This window comes from Candidatus Zixiibacteriota bacterium (genome assembly GCA_018820315.1).
Taxonomy (GTDB): Bacteria; Zixibacteria; MSB-5A5; order JAABVY01; family JAHJOQ01; genus JAHJOQ01.
The window spans coordinates 1-19,435 of record JAHJOQ010000004.1 but is presented as its reverse complement, the minus strand read 5'-3'; the positions used below and the strand labels follow the sequence as shown (position 1 = coordinate 19,435).

The 19,435-nt window shown below is 51.1% G+C and carries 21 protein-coding genes; all 21 read left to right on the top strand.

What is annotated here, in order from left to right; genetic code table 11:
* Positions 1 to 53 precede the first annotated feature (53 nt).
* The 21 genes from KKH67_00440 (at position 54) to atpC (ending at position 19,094) form a co-directional block, all read left to right on the top strand.
* Positions 54 to 1,244, top strand: a complete 1,191-nt coding sequence (locus KKH67_00440) for a DUF4388 domain-containing protein (GenBank protein MBU1317639.1) — start codon at positions 54 to 56, stop codon at positions 1,242 to 1,244.
* A gap of 8 nt (positions 1,245 to 1,252) precedes the next feature.
* On the top strand, positions 1,253 to 1,624 hold the full coding sequence (locus KKH67_00435; GenBank protein ID MBU1317638.1) for a hypothetical protein: 372 nt from the start codon (positions 1,253 to 1,255) through the stop codon (positions 1,622 to 1,624).
* A gap of 34 nt (positions 1,625 to 1,658) precedes the next feature.
* Positions 1,659 to 2,525 carry a hypothetical protein gene (locus KKH67_00430; GenBank protein ID MBU1317637.1) on the top strand — a complete coding sequence of 289 codons (867 nt, stop codon included), beginning with the start codon at positions 1,659 to 1,661 and terminating at the stop codon, positions 2,523 to 2,525.
* 11 nt (positions 2,526 to 2,536) lie between these two features.
* Positions 2,537 to 3,502, top strand: a complete 966-nt coding sequence (locus KKH67_00425) for a hypothetical protein (protein ID MBU1317636.1) — start codon at positions 2,537 to 2,539, stop codon at positions 3,500 to 3,502.
* Positions 3,495 to 3,833, top strand: a complete 339-nt coding sequence (locus tag KKH67_00420; protein ID MBU1317635.1) for a roadblock/LC7 domain-containing protein — start codon at positions 3,495 to 3,497, stop codon at positions 3,831 to 3,833. Before KKH67_00425 ends, KKH67_00420 begins: the two co-directional genes overlap by 8 nt.
* Before the next feature lie 16 nt (positions 3,834 to 3,849).
* Positions 3,850 to 5,106: a hypothetical protein gene (locus KKH67_00415; GenBank protein ID MBU1317634.1), complete on the top strand. Its 1,257-nt coding sequence runs from the start codon at positions 3,850 to 3,852 to the stop codon at positions 5,104 to 5,106.
* A gap of 17 nt (positions 5,107 to 5,123) precedes the next feature.
* Positions 5,124 to 5,612, top strand: a complete 489-nt coding sequence (locus tag KKH67_00410) for a roadblock/LC7 domain-containing protein (protein MBU1317633.1) — start codon at positions 5,124 to 5,126, stop codon at positions 5,610 to 5,612.
* A gap of 49 nt (positions 5,613 to 5,661) precedes the next feature.
* Positions 5,662 to 7,365 carry a type IV-A pilus assembly ATPase PilB gene (gene pilB / locus KKH67_00405; protein MBU1317632.1) on the top strand — a complete coding sequence of 568 codons (1,704 nt, stop codon included), beginning with the start codon at positions 5,662 to 5,664 and terminating at the stop codon, positions 7,363 to 7,365.
* Between the two features lie 66 nt (positions 7,366 to 7,431).
* Complete coding sequence (locus tag KKH67_00400; GenBank protein ID MBU1317631.1) at positions 7,432 to 8,508, top strand: type IV pilus twitching motility protein PilT; 1,077 nt, start codon at positions 7,432 to 7,434, stop codon at positions 8,506 to 8,508.
* A 31-nt stretch (positions 8,509 to 8,539) separates the two neighbouring features.
* Positions 8,540 to 9,739, top strand: a complete 1,200-nt coding sequence (locus KKH67_00395; protein ID MBU1317630.1) for a type II secretion system F family protein — start codon at positions 8,540 to 8,542, stop codon at positions 9,737 to 9,739.
* Between the two features lie 57 nt (positions 9,740 to 9,796).
* Entirely contained in the window at positions 9,797 to 11,557 is a 1,761-nt protein-coding gene (locus KKH67_00390; GenBank protein MBU1317629.1) for a PAS domain S-box protein, read from the top strand.
* Positions 11,558 to 11,764: 207 nt separating this feature from the next.
* Complete coding sequence (locus KKH67_00385) at positions 11,765 to 12,043, top strand: AtpZ/AtpI family protein (protein ID MBU1317628.1); 279 nt, start codon at positions 11,765 to 11,767, stop codon at positions 12,041 to 12,043.
* Positions 12,044 to 12,058: 15 nt separating this feature from the next.
* Complete coding sequence (locus KKH67_00380) at positions 12,059 to 12,490, top strand: ATP synthase subunit I (GenBank protein ID MBU1317627.1); 432 nt, start codon at positions 12,059 to 12,061, stop codon at positions 12,488 to 12,490.
* Complete coding sequence (gene atpB, locus KKH67_00375; GenBank protein ID MBU1317626.1) at positions 12,487 to 13,365, top strand: F0F1 ATP synthase subunit A; 879 nt, start codon at positions 12,487 to 12,489, stop codon at positions 13,363 to 13,365. The genes KKH67_00380 and atpB overlap by 4 nt, the downstream gene beginning before the upstream one ends.
* 25 nt (positions 13,366 to 13,390) lie before the next feature.
* On the top strand, positions 13,391 to 13,624 hold the full coding sequence (gene atpE, locus KKH67_00370) for an ATP synthase F0 subunit C (GenBank protein ID MBU1317625.1): 234 nt from the start codon (positions 13,391 to 13,393) through the stop codon (positions 13,622 to 13,624).
* A gap of 79 nt (positions 13,625 to 13,703) precedes the next feature.
* Positions 13,704 to 14,189, top strand: a complete 486-nt coding sequence (gene atpF / locus KKH67_00365) for a F0F1 ATP synthase subunit B (protein ID MBU1317624.1) — start codon at positions 13,704 to 13,706, stop codon at positions 14,187 to 14,189.
* On the top strand, positions 14,189 to 14,737 hold the full coding sequence (gene atpH, locus KKH67_00360) for an ATP synthase F1 subunit delta (GenBank protein ID MBU1317623.1): 549 nt from the start codon (positions 14,189 to 14,191) through the stop codon (positions 14,735 to 14,737). The genes atpF and atpH overlap by 1 nt, the downstream gene beginning before the upstream one ends.
* A gap of 60 nt (positions 14,738 to 14,797) precedes the next feature.
* The gene (gene atpA / locus KKH67_00355; GenBank protein ID MBU1317622.1) at positions 14,798 to 16,312 is read left to right on the top strand and encodes a F0F1 ATP synthase subunit alpha; all 1,515 of its coding nucleotides are present in this window, start codon (positions 14,798 to 14,800) and stop codon (positions 16,310 to 16,312) included.
* 20 nt (positions 16,313 to 16,332) lie between these two features.
* Complete coding sequence (atpG, locus tag KKH67_00350; GenBank protein MBU1317621.1) at positions 16,333 to 17,199, top strand: ATP synthase F1 subunit gamma; 867 nt, start codon at positions 16,333 to 16,335, stop codon at positions 17,197 to 17,199.
* 49 nt (positions 17,200 to 17,248) lie between these two features.
* Entirely contained in the window at positions 17,249 to 18,682 is a 1,434-nt protein-coding gene (gene atpD / locus KKH67_00345) for a F0F1 ATP synthase subunit beta (GenBank protein ID MBU1317620.1), read from the top strand.
* Positions 18,683 to 18,686: 4 nt separating this feature from the next.
* Positions 18,687 to 19,094 carry an ATP synthase F1 subunit epsilon gene (atpC, locus tag KKH67_00340; protein MBU1317619.1) on the top strand — a complete coding sequence of 136 codons (408 nt, stop codon included), beginning with the start codon at positions 18,687 to 18,689 and terminating at the stop codon, positions 19,092 to 19,094.
* Positions 19,095 to 19,435 lie beyond the last annotated feature (341 nt).

The following is a 19,435-nucleotide window of genomic DNA, read 5'->3' as shown; positions in this document are numbered from 1 at the left end:
CGATAATGATAGAGAAACAATACGTGGTAGAGTAACCTCGGCCTGGATAATATATGAGCTTTACCGGCAATCTGAAAACGGTAGCGTTTCCGGATATTCTGCAGCTCCTTTCAACCGGAAAGAAGACCGGTATTCTATCAATTACTAAGGGCGCTACGCAGAAGGAAGTCTGCTTCAAAGCTGGGAACATCATCTATGCGACCTCCAGAGGAGCAGAGGAAGATTATCTCGGCGGACTTCTGTTGAGACGGGGACGAATAGTCAAGGCCGATCTCGATCGCGCGCTGCATATGCACAAGAATACCGGGAAGCGACTTGGCCAGGTTCTTGTAGATATGGGACTCTTCTCGCGCGAGGAAATTACAGACTGCCTCAAGCTCCAAGTTGAAGAGATCGTCTATAATCTCTTCTCCTGGGAGTCAGGCGAGTTCATCTTCAGCGAGGGGAAGCTTCCCACTGTGAAGGACATTCTTGTCGAACTGCAGACTGTGAGCCTCATCATGGAAGGAACTCGTCGAATCGATGAGTGGCTTGAAATTCAGAGATCCCTTCCGAAGGAGAATCAGTTGCTCAAAGTGGTTCTCAGTCCCAATGCTAAGTCTGATGAAATAGTCCTTTCGCCGGAAGAATTCCAGATCCTGTGGCTTATCAATGGCGAGCGATCACTTCCTGATATAGTCGCGGCTTCCCCGATAGGGGAGTTCGCAACATATCGAGGAATGTACAAACTCATACTCTCGAATCTTGTTATAGTCTCAGGCGTCAAAGCCGCCGCGGAAAAAGAGGACACGGATGAGGAAGAGCAACTGTGGTGGCTGGTTCTGCGCCTGTATACAGCCTGTTTCGACTCGATTCGCCGAAAGCTGGAACGTAAGCTCGGCCCCGATAATTCGTGCATCACCAATATGTTTGCGGCATATCGCAAAGGTGTCTGGGCGTATTTCACCGGGCTCGGATCGTCCGATTTCAAGACGAATTTCGAGAATTTTCGACGAACCGCAAATAAGATCCCCAAGGAGGCGAGACTCCACAAACTGCTATCGGGTCTGAACCACATCCTTGGAGAGCAGCTCGCGTTTGTCGGATCGATGCTCGGAACAAATGTGCTTCGCTCCCTGGAATCGGAGATCAAGAAAGAGATATCAATCCCTCTTGCCGAGCGGCGCAGTGTGAGTTCGAAGTATGAACTTGAGGAAAATATCTTTCAGGTCCTTAAGGACAGCAAGAAAATCTTTATGACATGAGGTTAGCGATGAACCGACTGCTCTTTTCAGTTATAGCCGGCGTTTCCGTGTGGCTCACCCCCGCCGTAACGTATGCGGGAGTTCAGCCCGGAGGCAGTGGTATCACCGAGGGACTTCTCGTGGCCCTGATGCTTCTGCTTGCCGCAATTTGCTTTTTCGTGGCACTGAAGATATTCTCATCTCTTCGGGGCGGAGAGATGGCTGCGGCCTGGCAGATACTTGCGGTATCGTTCATAATCCTTCTGATAGCTGAAGCTGTGTCCTTGCTCAACATTCTCGATGTGGCGAATGTCGGGCAGTACACGGCAATGGTGATTCGACTACTCGGTCTGGCAACGATCATGATCGGAGTCTCAAAGATACGGAAGGTTCTGAGTTGAAGAGCCGTTTAGGCGACATTCACCGGGGAACAAAATGCTAAATACAGTGGAAATTGACGACCGGATTGAGAAATGCGATAGAATTCTCAAGGAAAATCCCCAGTCCCAAATATTCGCTGCGCTCGCCGATGCTCTTCGGAAGAAAGGTGAGCTTGACGGCGCGTTCAAGGCTTGCCATCGGGGCCTGAGGATGCATCCGGATTACGGTGGCGGAAGGCTGGTGATGGCTAAGATTTGCTTCGATCGCAAGATGTATGACTGGGCCGAAAAAGAACTGGCCGAGGCTATCCGGCTTGAGGGCCGGACACGCACAACTGATCTTCTGGAGGTCGAAATACTGATCAAGCGTGGGTTCTTCGCCAAAGCACAGGTTGTACTCGATAAATTGAAATCGACGGATTCGCGAAATGAGTACTACCGTACGCTCCAATCTGAGATCGACGATGGCAGAGCCGATAAGAAGGCTGCACTCGCCGCGACCAAAGAGTTCTACAACCAGAGTCTCAGAGCTGAGAGAAGCCCGGAAGTCCAGCATGATGGAATTGATGACCAACCGATGACTTTCGACCGCGCCCTGGAAACAGTGGCGAAATATCCCAATATGCGTGCAGCGTTCCTGGTCAATTCGCAAGGTCTTGTCGAGAACTCGATAGCGCCGGATGATTATGCCCTGGACGAAAACGCTGCGGAGATGGCGGAAATTGTCAGATATGTCACTGCAAGTCTCGATTCGGTTTCGTTCGGATCCCTGCAGCAGATTCTCGTGGAAACCAGCACATATAAGTATGCCATGGCAGTCATCGACTCCAGGATCCTCGTAGGGGTGTGCAAATCAGAAGTGAATATAGGCTCCCTGAAACAGAAGCTTCTTAGGATATCAGATTCACTCAGAAGGGATTGATAGAGGATAAAATGCAGTTACAAGCTCAGGAAACACGGCACACCGTGTTGCTCTTTCTAATCGTGATCGTATTGCCGCTCATTTTCTATCCGAAGAACTTTGGAGTCGGGTTTGATATATCGCCGATTTTGTGGATGATTCTCGAATTCCTTTACTTCGGTGTCGTACTTTGGACAATCAATGACGATCCGACAGCGAAAGGTCTATCATATTCGCTGATGATATGTTTCGGATTCAGACTTTGTGCCGGAGTCGGATTCGCACTGCTGCTGGTTCTCATGAATGGCATCAGTGTCGGTACGGCTTTCGCTTCAGGTCTCAGTTCTTATAAGCCTGCAGTGCTGTTGCATACCCTGAGTGCGCCATTCATTATGCTGACCATACTGAGACCACTGCTTGGAATGTCAAGGCAGAAGGTCAAGAGCAGATTCTCGATAACTCCACTTTCAGAGTCCAGCTTAACTGAGTCCATTCAGCCCGAGCAAGTCAGGCACGAACCGGAATACGTATCGAAGAACCCCCTGAGGGGACGCGTGATCCCGATGCAGCCGGCCGTTGACACATTTGAATCTTCGCCGAAGAGTTTCGACCATGCTGTTGAACACGTCTTCGAGTTGTCGGCGGTGCGGTTCTGCGTGCTGCTTGATACGGAAGGCCTGCCGGTTGCGTACGCCGGCGATGAGCTTGTACATCGTGATGTGTGGGCACCCATAGGGCGCCTGCTCAGTGAGCAAGTTCAGTCAACGCTACTCAGGGCCGGGAATCTGGTGCTGCAGGGATTCGACCTTTCACTGGACACATACAGGCTCCATTCGGTGCAGGTTTGCGGAATGTGGCTCTTAGTAGGCGCTGATCGTCAGTCTGAGGAGCTCGAGAAGGTGCGAATCAGCCAGGCGGTTGAAATGATAAAGAAAACATTTGAGACTAAATACCCAGACGCGAGCTTTCAAAGGGTTCCGGAGGAATACTATGTATGATGTTCTTGAAGATATCAATCGCACCAGCGGTGTGACCGGATCTATGGTAGTCGGGCATGACGGCATCGTGATAGCAGCCGATCTCGACGCACGTTTCCAGGACGAGACCGTCGGTGCTATTGCGGCATCAATTACCGCAAATGTTAACAAATCGCTCGAACGACTGAGTGATGAGGAACTTTCGCAGATTACGATCGAGGCAGCGAACGGAAAGCTGTTCATGTCTTCCAATGAGACCGGCATTCTCGTTGTCACAGCCGATCCCGAAGTCAACATCGGGTTGATTCGACTCGAAATGAAGCATGCAATGTCAAGAATTAAGACTGTGTGAGAAGGGCACATCATTCATGGTAGTCATCAATTATAATACTCGCGAAGTCAGTTGCAAAATCGTCTTCTATGGTCCGGGATTATCCGGCAAGACGACCAACCTGCAATATATCCACAGCAAGGTCCCGGGAAAAACAAGGGGCGATCTTATAAGCCTTGCTACCGATGCCGACCGAACACTCTATTTCGATTTTCTGCCGATTAACATCGGAGATATCAACGGATTTACGACCAAGTTTCAGATTTACACCGTGCCTGGACAGGTTTTCTACAACGCCACTCGCAAACTCGTCCTGAGAGGTGTGGACGGGATAATATTTGTGGCTGACAGTCAGCGCGCCAAGGCTGATGAAAACGTGGAAAGCCTGAACAACCTCAAAGAGAACCTCGCTGAATACGGTGTCGAACTGAGCAGCATCCCGATAGTGCTTCAGTACAACAAGCGCGATCTGCCGGATGTGATGTCGGTTGACGAACTGAATCAGCTCATGAACGAGCTCGGTTGGCCGGTATTCGAAGCCGCGGCACCCAATGGAGTCGGAGTTTTCGATACCCTCAAGTTTGTGATCAAACTCGTTCTCGACAAAGCCAAGAAGTCCCCCGACGCCAAAGATTCAGAACAGTCGGAACGGGTAGAGGACGCACAGCTTTCAGCCGACGATGATATTCCAGGGTCGGGAGGCGGCGACGATTCTGTCCGCGTGCCAGCAGCTGCGACTTCTGCGAGCACTTCAGGTCATTCAGGACCGTCGACTCAGCCGGCTCATGGGTACGGTGCGCTTGCTGCCAGCGAAGAATCAAGTTTGGGCGATGGTCACGCTGGGAGCGTGTTGCCATCATCGGTTGACGAATACACTCGGACCAGTGCCCATGAGAGCCTGGCGGGAGTATCGATCGATATCGAGGTTGCTGAGAGTCCGACGTCGGCTCCAGATGCGGTGCATGCGAATCAGACCGATCGAATTCCGGTTATCAGAGAGAATCAGCTCAGACCTGTGGGAATCACAGACATCAGCGACGAAAGCATGTCCGGCTCGGAAGCGAGTTATGATACATCACAGACCGAAGACTCCGATTCAGGTAAGACTGAGGATCAGCTCTACGGGCAATTGCCGTCATTCAATCAGCAGCCCGATGATGAATTGTCTGCGGATGTGACGGATAACAATGGAATAGATGCGTTCTCTGTGCCTACAATGCAGAAATCGCTGCGTCAGAAGAGACGAAAAAAGAAAGGGTTCTTCCTTTTCCGCTGGCTATTTCGGAGAGGTTGAAACCAGGAGGATACACCGTGACGGATGACAGTTTGATAATCTATCAGGCTGAGACCGAGAGAATCAATCTCACCCTGAAGAAATTGTTGAAGGGGTCGGAGGCGAAATGCGCGCTTCTGGTGGACAAAGACGGGCACCTTGTCACTCGGCAGGGATTCACACAATCGCTCGATACCACGTCGCTTGCAGCGCTTCTGGCCGGTAGCTTTGCATCTACCAGAGAGATCGCGAAGCTGGTCGGAGAACCCGAATTTTCGGTCCTGTTCCACCAGGGCAAACGTGACCACATTCACATGTCGCTTGTTGGAGACCGCAGCATTCTGGTTGTGGTATTCGATGATCGAACGACAATCGGCATGGTCAGACTCTATGCTAAGGAGGCTTCGGTCGATCTCGAACAGATCTTCGCCGACACCCTGGCAAAGGGAAGTGCTGACAGCAATGGGTTGACGGATGAATTTACGGCGTCAGCCGGCGACAAGCTCGATGACATCTTTCATGACTGATGTGATTGACCGACCCTGAATCAGGCAAACAGGAAGGACTTCTGTCGCAATGACAGACGAACTGGGCAACATGCTTCTCAAGGCTGGCAGAATATCTGAGGGCCAGCTAACCAAAGCGCTAGAGCTTCATGGAGAAGGCAAGGGCAAGCTCGACGAAATTCTCATTCGCATGGGAGTGGTCGGTGATGAGGATGAGTTGTCAACATTCATCGGCAAGCAGCTCAATATCGGTGCGGTGAAGCTGTCGGATATCGAACTCAATCCAGACGTTGTCAAGCTGATACCGGTCGATATCGCGCGCAAATTCAATGTCATTGCTGTATCGAAGATCAATCGTACGCTGGTGGTCGCGATCAGCGACCCGAACAATATCTATGTTCTGGATGCCGTCAAGTTCATAACCGGATGCAATGTCCAGCCGGTAATATCTCCCGAAGCGGCGATATCGAAGGCAATCGACTCCTACTACATCGAGTCAAATGGCTTCTCTGATATAATCAGGGATATTGAAGAATCCGATTTGGAAGTGATTGAATCCCGCGAGGATTCTCTATCGGATCAGGACTTGCAGTCGCAGGTTCAGGACAAGCCGCTTGTTAAACTTGTCGATTCGATGGTCGCTGATGCTATCCGTAAGGGAGTGTCGGACATCCACATCGAGTGCTACGAAAAGCGGATTAGGGTGCGCTTTCGTAAAGATGGCAAGCTTTCGGAGATGGCACCGCTTCCGTTCAAGTATCGAGCTGCCATTATCTCGCGCGTGAAGATCATGGCCGATCTGGATATTTCGGAAAGGCGTCTGCCGCAGGATGGTCGAATCAAGGTGAAAGTAGCCGAAAGGACTGTCGACCTTCGTGTATCAGTACTTCCGACTATTTTTGGCGAGAAGGTGGTCATGCGTATTCTCGATCCGAGATCGCTCATGGTCGACATGACGCAACTCGGCTTCGAGAGATCATCCCTTGAAGCATTTGACCGGGTCATTCACCTTCCATTCGGAATAATCCTCGTAACCGGTCCGACAGGGTCGGGTAAGACGACCACGCTCTATTCGGCTCTCAAACAGTTGAATACGACCGATGTCAACATCATGACTGCCGAGGATCCCGTCGAGTTTAACTTCGATGGCATCAATCAGGTGCAGGTGCGGTCGGATATCGGCCTGACATTCGCATCATCATTGCGTTCATTTCTGCGCCAGGACCCCGATATCATAATGGTCGGTGAGATTCGAGACACCGAAACGGCAGAGATCGCCATCCGGGCCGCTCTGACCGGTCACCTTGTGTTCGCAACATTGCACACGAATGATGCGCCGTCTACGATAAGTCGTCTGATAGATATGGGCATTCCGCCGTTCCTGGTGGCATCATCCACCAAGTTGATAATGGCGCAGCGAATGGTGCGGTTGCTCTGCAAGAAATGCAAGAGACCGGTAAAAGTCGCCCCGGAACAGCTCCTTCGAATCGGTATACCAGAAGAGGAAATCGGAACATTCGAAGTCTACGAAGGCAAGGGTTGCAAAGACTGCGGCGATAGCGGTATGTCGGGCAGAAACGGTATCTTTGAAGTCATGCCTATTACCGCCACGCTCGAGCGCATGATCTTGCAGGGCGCCTCTGTTCCGGAATTGAGGGAGCAAGCCTGCAAGGAGGAACATATGCTGACACTAAGACAGGCCGCCATCATGAAACTCAAGACCGGAATGACTAATCTTCAGGAGGTTCTGGCTACGACAGCCAGTGATCAATAGATGTGAAAAACAGGTGATTGAGAAGATTCCACATGGATAATAGAAAGAAGAATGTGAGGAGATAATATGCTGTCGCTTCGCGAATTGCTGGAAATGATGGTCAAGAGAAACGCCTCTGACCTGCATCTGACTGTCGGCGTTCCTCCCGTTGTGAGAGTGGACGGCAAGCTTGTGAAGCTTGATGTTGACACGCTGACACCGGAAATGACGAAGAAACTTGGCTATTCAATGATGAACGAAAGGCAGAGGCTTAAATTTGAAGAGGAAAGCGAGCTCGATCTGTCATTCGGAATTGAGAACCTCTCGCGGTTTCGTTGCAATGTCTTTGTGCAGCGAGGTAACGTCGCAGTTGCCATCAGACAGATTCCCTACAAGGTGAGGAGCTTTGAGGATCTTGGCGTGCCAATGACCGTCGCTGAATTTGCCAAGATGCCAAAGGGACTTGTGCTTGTCTGCGGGCCTACAGGCAGCGGAAAATCGACAACTCTTGCAGCTCTTATCGACAAGATAAATCGTGAACGACAGGAGCATATCCTGACAGTCGAAGACCCGATCGAGTACCTGCATCGTCATATCAACTGCATTATCAACCAGCGGGAAGTTTACGCGGATACCAAGTCATTCGGCGAAGCGCTTAAGTACGCATTGCGTGAGGATCCCGACGTCGTACTCATTGGTGAGATGCGCGATCTCGAAACGATTGAATCGGCAATCAAGATATCCGAAACGGGGCATCTGGCGTTCGCGACACTTCACACAAACTCGGCCGCAGAGACGATCAATAGAATCATTGACGTTTTCCCGAGCAGTCAGCAAGATCAGGTAAGAGTGACCCTGTCGTTCGTCCTGCAGGCGATTGTGGTACAGCAACTCATTCCGAAGATCGGCGGAGGAAGATGTCTGTCCACTGAGATTCTCGTGGCAACACCGGCTATTCGCGCCATAATCAGAGACGACAAGACGCACCAGATATACAGCATGATACAGTCTGGCCAGAAATATGGCATGAGGACGATGAATGATTCGCTGGCAGAACTATATCTTACACGGAAGATAACTGTTGGTGACGCACTGGCCAGGAGTGCCAACCCGACTGAGTTGAACGAAATGATTTCCCGTCGTACGGCGGGAGTTCCGGCATAGTGAATACTCTATTTAATGCAAGGAGGTAACCTTGCCCGTCTTTGAATACAAAGGAAAGTCGGTGACAGGAGTCGCCGTACAAGGACAGCTCAAGGCTAAGAACAAAGCCGATCTTCAAAGGATGCTCAGGAGTAATCGCATCCTCGTGACGTCAGTTTCCAGGAAGGCATCGGAACTGAACATCAAGATAGGCACCGGCATCAAGAAGATCCACATCTCGCGGTTTACTCGACAATTCTCCACGATGATCGGCGCCGGTCTCCCGATGGTTCAGTGCCTCGACATTCTGTCTCAGCAAATGGAGGCTGCCGAACTCCGCAAGATCGTAGGGCAGATCAAGGAGTCGGTGCAGTCAGGAACGACACTTTCGGAGGCACTGCGCAAACACAAGAAGGTGTTCGATGATCTCTACGTCAACATGGTAGAGGCAGGCGAGGTCGGTGGCGCGCTCGATACCATCCTCGTAAGGCTCGCGAATTACCGCGAAAAGGCGGATCAACTCGCTCGCAAGGTGAAAGGCGCGATGGTGTACCCAATCGTGGTCTCCATTGTTGCTATCGGTGTCACCGTGGCTATGTTGAAATTCATCGTCCCGGTGTTCGCGAAGATGTTCTCAGATCTTGGTGCCGAGTTGCCTGCGCCGACCCAGATCGTGCTCAATGTCTCAAACATCCTGAATGAGTACTTCTGGGCATTCATTTTGGCTATCGTTGCGATGGTAGTAGCCTACAGATTGATTGGCAGAACTTCTAACGGACGCCTGCAAATTGACAAATTAAAGTTGCGAATCCCGGCTATCGGTACTCTGATTCGCAAGTCGTCCGTGGCGAGATTCTCGAGAACTCTCGGTACGCTCATTTCATCGGGTGTTTCGATTCTTGACGCTCTTGATACGACTGCCAGAACCGCCGGCAACAGAGTTGTGCATGATGCAATCAAGAAAGCGACCGTGGCAATCGCCGAAGGTGATACGATCACCGGGCCTCTGAAAGAGTCGGGTGTATTTCCTCCGATGGTCGTACAGATGATTTCAGTCGGTGAAAAGACGGGCGGTCTTGACGATATGCTCAACAAAATAGCAGACTTCTATGACGAAGAAGTGGATGCTGCGGTGGCAGCGCTGACATCGCTGATTGAGCCTGTTGTGATCGTCGTGATGGGCGCCGTAATAGGTGGAATTCTGATTGCAATGTATCTGCCGATGTTCGATATCATCGGTAAGATAAATTAGAAGACTTAGATCCAGAAAGAGCATCTCCGGTTAAGGCCGGAGATGCTTTTGTGTGCCATGCGCAGAGAACGAACTCAACATTTTGATGTCTACAACACCTGGTTCTTACCTCTCAGGCTTGTCGTATTTCTGGTTGTGTTCGGAAGTATTCTGCTGTCTATGCGCACTCAACTCGAGGTGTTCCGGCCGCTTCTGATCTACAGCGTTGTCACGCTTGTCTTCTTCACATCTATGCTGCTCAGGAAACGCGGCTTCCTTTCCGCGTTTAATCGTCCCCTGATTCTCATGCAACTGACGGCAGAACTCTGCCTCGAATCGGTCATTGTATATAATTCGGGACATCTCTCCAGCCCCTTTGCAGGTTTGTTTCTGCTGACTATCGTTTCGGCGTCTCTGGCATACCGACTTGTCGGAACGCTGGCTGTAGCGACTTTGGCGTCGGTAGCGTATTCGGCTGCCATCTGGCTTGCAAGCGGATCAGTCGTGAGTGAGACGATTACTTTGGGGGTGCTGAAGAATCTCTATACTGCGAATGATGACATCTTTTTCACCGTATTCATCCATCTCTGCATATTCTATCTGACTGCCTTCATAGCGGGCTATCTTGCTGACAGGGTGAGAGTGAAGGATCGTCAGTTGCTGACCGCATCGGAAAATCTGAAGCAGGTTAGGTTGGAGACAGATGAGATTCTAAGACATCTTCGTTCAGGTTTGATTACTGTCGACAACTCCGGAAGGATTGTCTACTTCAACGAAGCCGCGGAAGAGATAACTGGATTCAGGGAACGTGAAATCAAGGGGAAGAACTGCCTCAATGTCTTTAGGGAGAGGATGCCGCAATTCGCCGAGAGAGTGCTCGCGGTTCTTAAATCGTCCCAGCAGGATATTAGAGCAGAGATATCGATACAAAGAGAGGATGGGGCAGAGATTCCTGTAGGGATTTCGACCTCGATTCTCGGGGATGATCGCTTCGGCGTGCGGGGTGTGGTAGCTGTATTCCAGGATCTTACCAGTGCAAAGGAAACCGAAGAAAGGATGCGGCGGGCGGATCGTCTTGCGGCTGTCGGTGAGCTGGCCGCCAGCATAGCTCACGAAATTCGCAACCCTCTGGCAGCGATATCGGGCTCGGTCGAAGTTCTTCAAAATGAGCTGATGCTTGTGGGCGAAAACGATCGTCTGATGAATCTGATCCTGAAGGAATCATCCCGACTCAACGACATACTCCGCGAATTCCTCGATTACGCTCGTGTGAAACGTCCGACATTCACAAAAGTGGAAATCAATCATCTGATCCTTGACGTTTTCGACATTGTGAGGCATCACACCGCGTATCACGACGGGATCAACCTCGAGTACGAACCGTTCAGCACGACCGAGTACATTGCCGGCGATGAGGATATGTTCAAGCAGTTCATGCTTGATCTATTGATGAACTCCGTAGAAGCCATCGGTGACTCAAATGGCACGATTGTAGTCGAGATTGAAAATCCTGACAGGGGAGGCTCTGCCAAAGAACCAGCCGATCTTGAATGGGTGAGACTGTCCGTCGCAGACAATGGTCCCGGATTGCCCCCATCTGTCAAGAACAGGATTTTTGAGCCCTTCTTCTCTACGAAAAAAAGAGGCACCGGACTCGGCCTGCCGATAGTGAGACGAATTCTGGAGAATCTTGGTGGACGGATTGAAGTCGACTTATCGCCGGGGCGCGGGACGAAATTCACGATCTACCTAAAACGTTACATCGACGGCTTCCCATCCGGCCTAAGCGAAACTCAAACTGTCGGCGTTCAATCTCACAATCACACGACAGTCTCCTGACAGCACCGCCGGGGCGCGGGACACATGCAATGCTGGCATAATCTCGACAGTCCTCCCGCCAGTCCAGTTTGATGCTCTTATGGTCGTGCGCTGTAACTCTCTATATTGCAGTGTGTTGCGACGGCGGGTGTGCGGTGGTTGTGTCGGTATGCGCTGATAACCCTCACGAGTCTGTTATTTTTTTCACAAAATACTTGACATCCCCGTATGCGCCTTTATATTAGCATCCAAATTTTCGTGGTGAGAAACAACAACGACAAGAAGGAGAAAGCCAAGCTCTACCGACAGTTATCGCTTATCGGTGTAATCCCCGCAATCATGGCGGTCGGGCCCTTGATCGGTTACTTCGTCGGGCACTGGCTTGATAAAAAATTCGAAACCGAACCATACCTGATGTGGGTGCTGATTCTCTTCGGTTTCATAGCTGCAGGAAAAGAAGTCTACAGGATAGTTAAACAGGTTTCGCGTGAGAGCAACGAACAGTGACTTTCTGAGTGAGGCTTGTTCAACACAAACGGATCGCTTGCAATGGGTCTTGAGTTTATCGGCAGAGTAATAAAGACTTCACTTGTAGTCTCGGCGTTCATATTGATTTTTGGCGCTGTCTACTACGACTGGAACTATTCGCTCGGCATTGCTATAGGATTGGTCTTCAACTGCGTGAATCTCTGGTTTGTTAGAGGACTTATCGAACAGACAGTCACTCTGCGCGATAGAAGACCGGTTTCGATTTTTCTATTTTCTGCTATCAAGTTTCCCATACTCTACTTGATCGGATACCTGATACTCAAAGCAGACATAGTCCCGGTAACCTCACTTCTTGTCGGATTTACGCTTCTTTTTGCAATAGTTGTTTTGAAAGTCATCGGTCGCGAGCTTGCCAGCGCACGTTGGATGAAAATGGCCGACAGTAAGAATGGAGCACAGCAATGAAGCTATTGCCTCTGTGGATGATTCTGTCGTCTAAGAGCGAACATGTTGCCGATACGGTCCATGCTGCCGCCGGGCATGCAGCCGAGCATGCCTCCGAGGGTGCTCCTGAGCTTCCAAACGTAATAACTCTGACCAATCAGGCACTTCATCACCCGACACACGGCGTTGTACACTGGCTACACACGAACGAAAACATCGTTTTCGCGTTTTTCATACTCTTCGTGATGTGCGCAATCGCCCTCTATGTCTACAGGAATCAGAAAATGATCCCGGGGCGTCTGCAGGCGGCTGTCGAGATGCTCGTCGACGGGCTTTCGGGCTTTTTCATCGGTGTGGTCGGCGAGCGATATGGTCCCAAATATGTAGCATTCCTTGGTACGCTGTTTATCTATATTCTGCTGATGAATTTCGCGGGATTAATACCGGGTCTGCACTCCTCGACATCGAGCGTGAATACGACTGCGGCGCTCGCGATCTGTGTTTTCCTGCATGTCCAGGGAAGCGCTATCAGGCATCTCGGCATCGGGAAGTGGTGCTTCCATCTGATGGGCGAACCGAGAGACGTCTATTCGTGGGTTCTCGTGCCGATCAACCTGCCGATTCATATTATCGGCGAGCTTGCAAAACCGTTTTCACTGGCGCTTCGTCTTTTCGGCAACATCACCGGGGAGGATGTTCTGATTGCGGCGTTTGTGGGGCTGGGCGTTATGATAATGGCGGTTATCCATTCGCCGGTCGGATTGCCGCTTCATGTACCGTTCATATTCCTGGCATTATTAACATCGACAATACAGGCTTTGGTGTTCAGTCTTCTGGCGGCTGTGTATTTCTCACTCATGCTGCCACACGAACATCATGAATCAGAAGAACATTGATTGAATTAACTCTTTTGGAGGACTCATGGACGTTCAAACAGCATTAGGTTTCTCGTTGCCGATCGGTCTGGCACTTGCGGCTATCGGTTCCGGTTTGGGTCTCGGCCGTGCGGTCGGCTCAGCGATGGAAGCCATGGGGCGTCAGCCTGAAGCGGCTGGTAAGATTCAGCTCGGCATGATTATCGGTGCCGCTCTGATCGAGGCGCTCACGATTTACTCGCTAGTCGGATTTTTCGTTCTATCGGGCAAGATCGGCTAATAACAGGTTTTGCACATGGGCGGACGATATGCCCGCCCATTGTGGAACTAAACTGTCTTACGCTTAACAGGAGTCTGTTGTGATTAGCATTGAGTGGCAACAGATACTGACCCATATTATCGGTTTTGTCATCGCCCTTTTGATTCTGAAGAAATACGCCTGGAAGCCTCTCCTCGGCATGATCGATGAACGCCGCGAGAAGATTCAGGGCGACTTTGATAAGGCATCTGACGAGCTCAAGAAGGCTGAGAAGTTGCGCGTCGACTACGAACAGCGCATGAAAGAAGCCGAGGTCGATGCTCGCGCGAAGATTCAGGAGGCTATCCGCGACGGCCAGAATGTGGCTGCCGAAATCAAGGATACCGCCCGTAACGAAGCTCGCGAGTTGATCGAAAGAGCCAAGGAAGAGCTCTCCCGCGATGTCGACAAGGCGAAGATTCAGCTTAAGCTCGATATCGTCAGGATGACACTCTCAGCTACTGAGAAGATGATCAATGAGAAGCTTGACGAAGCGAAGCATCGTCAGATGATCGAAGGGTTCATTAACGAGGTCGAGAAGATTTAATGATTGCTGCTGAAGTTGCCAAACGGTACGCGCATGGGTTGTTTCTTCTTGCGCTTGAAAAGAATTTGATTGACAGACTGGCTGAGGAGATGCGTGATCTCGATAATCTGCTCAGCGCCGACAAATCTCTGCTGCGCTTTCTTGCAGCACCCCAGGTCAGGGATCATGATAAGTTCGCTGTAATGCGAAATGTGTTCTCCGGCAAAGTCTCGAGAGAATTTGAAGAGTTTCTGATGCACGTGGTCACCAAAAGGCGTAACCCTTACCTGCGCGACATCGCTGAGGCATTCGAGAATCTTGTTCTCGAGTACAGAGGATATGTCAAAACTAAGGTTGTGACGGCTGTTCCCATGGATGAGAAGCAGAAAGAGACTCTCGCTCGGAAACTTGAATCCAAGACGCGAAAGAGAATCATGCTACGGACGGCGGTCGATCCGTCGATCATAGGCGGCGTGGTTGTATTCCTTGGAGACAAGATAATCGATATGTCAATCAGGTATCGCCTCAGTGTTTTGAGGGATCAACTCCAGGCATTGAAGGTGCATTAGGCGCGGATTCGGCGTACACAGGCTCGGAAAAAAGATTCGTTTAAAGATACGGAGTTTCAGATGGCCTTAAAACCTGAAGAAGTCAGTTCTATAATAAAGCAGGAGATTGCCAAGTACGAGACCAAGCTCGAGCTTGAGTCTGTCGGCACTGTCTTGCAAGTGGGTGACGGTATTGCCCGAGTTTGGGGACTCGAAGATGCGATGATGTCGGAGCTTGTGACGTTCCCCGGAGACATAATGGGCATGATTCTCAACCTCGAAGAAGACAATGTTGGTGTTGTGATCTTCGGTTCGGACACAGGCATCAAAGAAGGCGACACAGTCCGCAGGACAGGTCGAATTGCATCTGTGCCGGTCGGCGACGCAATGGTCGGCAGAGTTGTCAATCCGCTCGGTCAGCCGATCGACGGCGCTGGTCCGATAGCAACTGATAAATTTCGCAATATCGAGACAATCGCGCCGAACGTGGTGCAGCGCCAGCCGGTGAAGGAGCCTCTTCATACCGGTCTGAAGGCTGTCGATTCGATGATTCCGATTGGTCGAGGACAGCGCGAGCTCATTATCGGCGACCGTCAGACAGGCAAGACGGCTCTTGCGATTGATACGATTATCAATCAGAAGAACACCGACGTGTTCTGCATCTACGTCGCTATCGGTCAGAAATCGTCGACGGTGGCACAGGTAGTGGAAACGCTACGCAAGCATGGCGCGATGGAGTACACGACAGTAGTTGCTGCCAGCGCAACCGACCCCGCACCGCTGCAGTTTATTGCGCCCTATGCCGGGGTAGCAATCGGCGAAGAGTTTCTTCATACGAAACGCCACGTCGTCTGTATATACGATGACCTTTCTAAGCACGCTACGGCATATCGACAGCTCTCGCTATTGCTGAGACGCCCGCCGGGACGTGAGGCATTTCCGGGAGATGTTTTCTATCTGCATTCGCGCTTGCTCGAAAGAGCTGCTAAACTGAATGACGAGCTGGGTGGTGGTTCGCTAACGGCATTGCCGATTATCGAAACTCAGGCAGGCGACGTAACGGCATACATTCCGACTAACGTGATTTCGATTACTGACGGGCAGATATTCCTTGAGTCTGACCTGTTCTATTCCGGTATACGTCCTGCAATCAACGTCGGTATCTCGGTATCGCGTGTCGGTGGTAATGCACAGACCAAGGCGATGAAGAAAGTCGCCGGCGGTCTCCGTCTCGATCTCGCGCAGTTCCGTGAACTGGCCGCGTTTGCACAGTTCGGCTCAGATCTCGATGAAGCGACGAAGGCTCAGCTTAATCGAGGCGCAAGAATGGTTGAAATCCTGAAACAGGGGCAGTATGTACCGATGCTGCAGGAAAGGCAGGTTATCATTATCTGGGCCGGTAGTGAGGGATTCCTCGATAAGATACCGGTTCCCGATCTTGCAAGATACGAAACAGAGCTGTTCGAATTCATGGATAAGGACTATCCCGACATCAGTCACACAATCGCTAAGGAGAATGTGATTTCCGATGATACTCAGGCGAAGATGAAGAAGGCGCTTGAGGAATTCAATAGCAAGTTCAAGATCACTGAGTAGACTCTAAGCCGAGAGTTACAATGGCTACTACTAGAGACTTAAAGAAACGTATCCGCGCGGTTGAATCGACCAAGCAGATCACCAAGGCCATGGAAATGGTCGCTGCGGCGAAACTCCGACGCGCTCAGCAGAGAATAGAGTCTTACAGACCGTACGCCGAGAAGATGGTCGAGATGCTTGGGCATCTCTCTTCGGCGTCGGGTCAGGTGACTCATCCGTTTTTCGAGAAACGGGAAGTGAAGAAGACGACTCTCGTGCTCTTCACGTCTGACAGAGGACTTTGCGGATCGTACAATTCCAATCTGATCAGAACCGCGGAGGCTTTCAGGAAGGACTACGCACCGGAGAATCTTGATTTGGTGTGTGTTGGCAAACGAGGTCGCGATTATTTCCGCAGGAGAAATGTCTCGATTGTCGCATCATATCTCGATTTTTCAGGCAATATGGATCTCGCCAAGGTCAGGGACATGACGTATTTTCTGACGAATAGTTTTGTCTCCGGCGAGGTTGACCAGATTGTGTTCCTGTACACGGCCTTCATCTCGACAGCGAGATTCAGGATTGCGCGCAAACAGTTTCTTCCGATCGAACAGGAATTCGGCGTCGGCGAAGAAGCACACTTGGGCAAAGAGTATATTTTCGAGCCGGATGCTGCGAGCATCTATGCCGCGCTCCTTCCGAACTATGCCCAGACCGTTGCACAGATGTCTATGGCTGAGGCGCTGGCTTCGGAGCACGGCACGCGTATGATCGCTATGGGATCTGCGACCAAAAACGCCGGAGAGATGATAGATAACCTGACGCTTGTCATGAACAAGGCACGCCAGGCAACAATTACCAAGGAACTCCTCGAAGTCGTTTCCGGTGCCGAGGCCTTGAAAGGATAGTTTTTCGGTCATTGCGAAAAGAATGTTATTAACATAGAGGTTTGTTTTCATGGCGGTAAATAGCGATATCTTAGTCTCTGGCAACAAAGGGAAGATTGTGCAGGTGATCGGGCCGACAGTCGACTGCGAGTTCGACGCCGATAAGCTGCCCAATATCCTCAATGCCATCAAGATCATAGATCAGGAGAGAGGCATCAACCTGACTGTTGAGGTCGCTATGCACATCGGCGACAACGTCGTCAGATGTGTTGCTCTTGGTTCGACAGACGGTCTGGTAAGAAATATGGAAGTGATCGATACCGGTGCTCCGATTTCGGTGCCGGTTGGTAAAGTTACTCTCGGCAGAATCTTCAATCTGCTTGGCGAGCCGATCGATCAGCTCGGTCCGATTCCAGCGGACACGCCGAGACTTCCGATTCACCATCCCCCGCCGACATTCCAGGACCAGGACACCAAGACCGAGCAGTTCGAGACCGGAATCAAGGTCGTGGACCTGCTTGAGCCATACGTGAAGGGTGGAAAGGTCGGTCTGTTCGGTGGCGCCGGCGTTGGCAAGACCGTCATTATCATGGAGCTCATCCGTAACATCGCGCAGGAGCACGGTGGCTATTCAGTGTTCTGCGGCGTCGGTGAGCGTACGCGTGAGGGCAATGACCTCTGGCTCGAAATGAAAGAGTCGGGCGTGTTGCCGAAGACTTGTATGTGTTACGGTCAGATGAACGAGCCGCCGGGATCTCGTCTCCGTGTCGGACTCTCCGGTCTGACAATGGCCGAGTATTTCCGTGACGAGATGCATCAGGACGTGCTCCTGTTCGTCGACAACATCTTCCGTTTCGTGCAGGCCGGCTCTGAAGTATCCGCGCTGCTCGGACGTATGCCGTCAGCAGTCGGATATCAGCCGACTCTCGGAACAGAGATGGGCGCACTGCAGGAGAGAATCACATCGACCAAGGCGGGTTCGATCACATCGGTGCAGGCGATTTACGTACCGGCAGACGACCTGACAGACCCTGCTCCGGCAACGACATTCGCGCATCTCGATGCTACATCGGTGTTGTCACGTCAGATTGCAGAACTCGGAATCTATCCCGCTGTCGATCCGCTTGCATCGACCTCCAGAATTCTCGATCCGGCAGTTGTTGGAATGGAGCATTATCTGGTCGCAAGAGCTGTACAGCAGATTCTGCAGAGATATAAAGATCTGCAGGATATCATCGCGATTCTCGGCATCGACGAACTTTCCGAGGATGACAGGTTGGTAGTGGCTCGAGCAAGGAAGATTCAGCGGTTTTTCTCGCAGCCCTTCTTCGTGGCTGAACAGTTCACCGGTCGTTCCGGCAGATATGTCAAGATTGCCGATACGATTGCCGGATTCAAGGAACTGGTCGAGGGCAAGTGCGATGACATTCCTGAGCAGGCTTTCTATATGGCAGGAACGCTCGACGAGGTTCTGGAGCGGACCGAGAAGATGAAGAAGGCATAGCGGTATGTTTAAGCTATCGATAGTATCACCGGCAAAAGTGCTCTATGAGCACGACGTCAAAGGAATAGTGGTTCCGGGCAGCGAGGGATATCTCGGTGTTCTGTCGCATCATGCACCGCTGATCACTGCGCTCAAACCAGGCAAAATTACAATTTCTGAATCAGATGATAAAGAGAGAACTGCCGCGGTTGCGGGCGGATTTCTCGAGGTCTCCGATAATGTTGCGACAATCCTCGCCGACGCTGTCGAGTTCATCGATGAAATCGATCTTGATCGCGCGCGATCGGCATACACTCGCGCCAAAGAGCGGATTGGACTGCACAGTACCGATGTCGATATTACGCGCGCTACAAATGCTCTTCGTCGCGCTGAGAACCGAATCAGACTCGCGGGCGGCAAAATCCCGTCGTAGCTGACTTCTGGAGTTAGCATATAGTTGAAGCCGCATCTTTACGATGCGGCTTTCTTTTTGTACTACGGGTGTGCGGCTGATGTAGAGAGGCTGTCTCGCAAGCTCGGTAAGCGTTTGAAAAGAAGCCGGTGGTGTCACACCCGCGCAGGCGGGTGCCCATTTAACGGCTGCTCTTTCAATAGGTTCCCGCATTTGCGGGAAAGACAGTATCGACCATTCGACCTGCAAATCGACCGACAGGAAGCTTACGGGACAGCCTCTAGACGTTTGCCAGTTCACAGTCTACCGCGAACGACTTCGATAGCGTAATATTTGAGATATTGTCAAGAGTTGTGGATGAT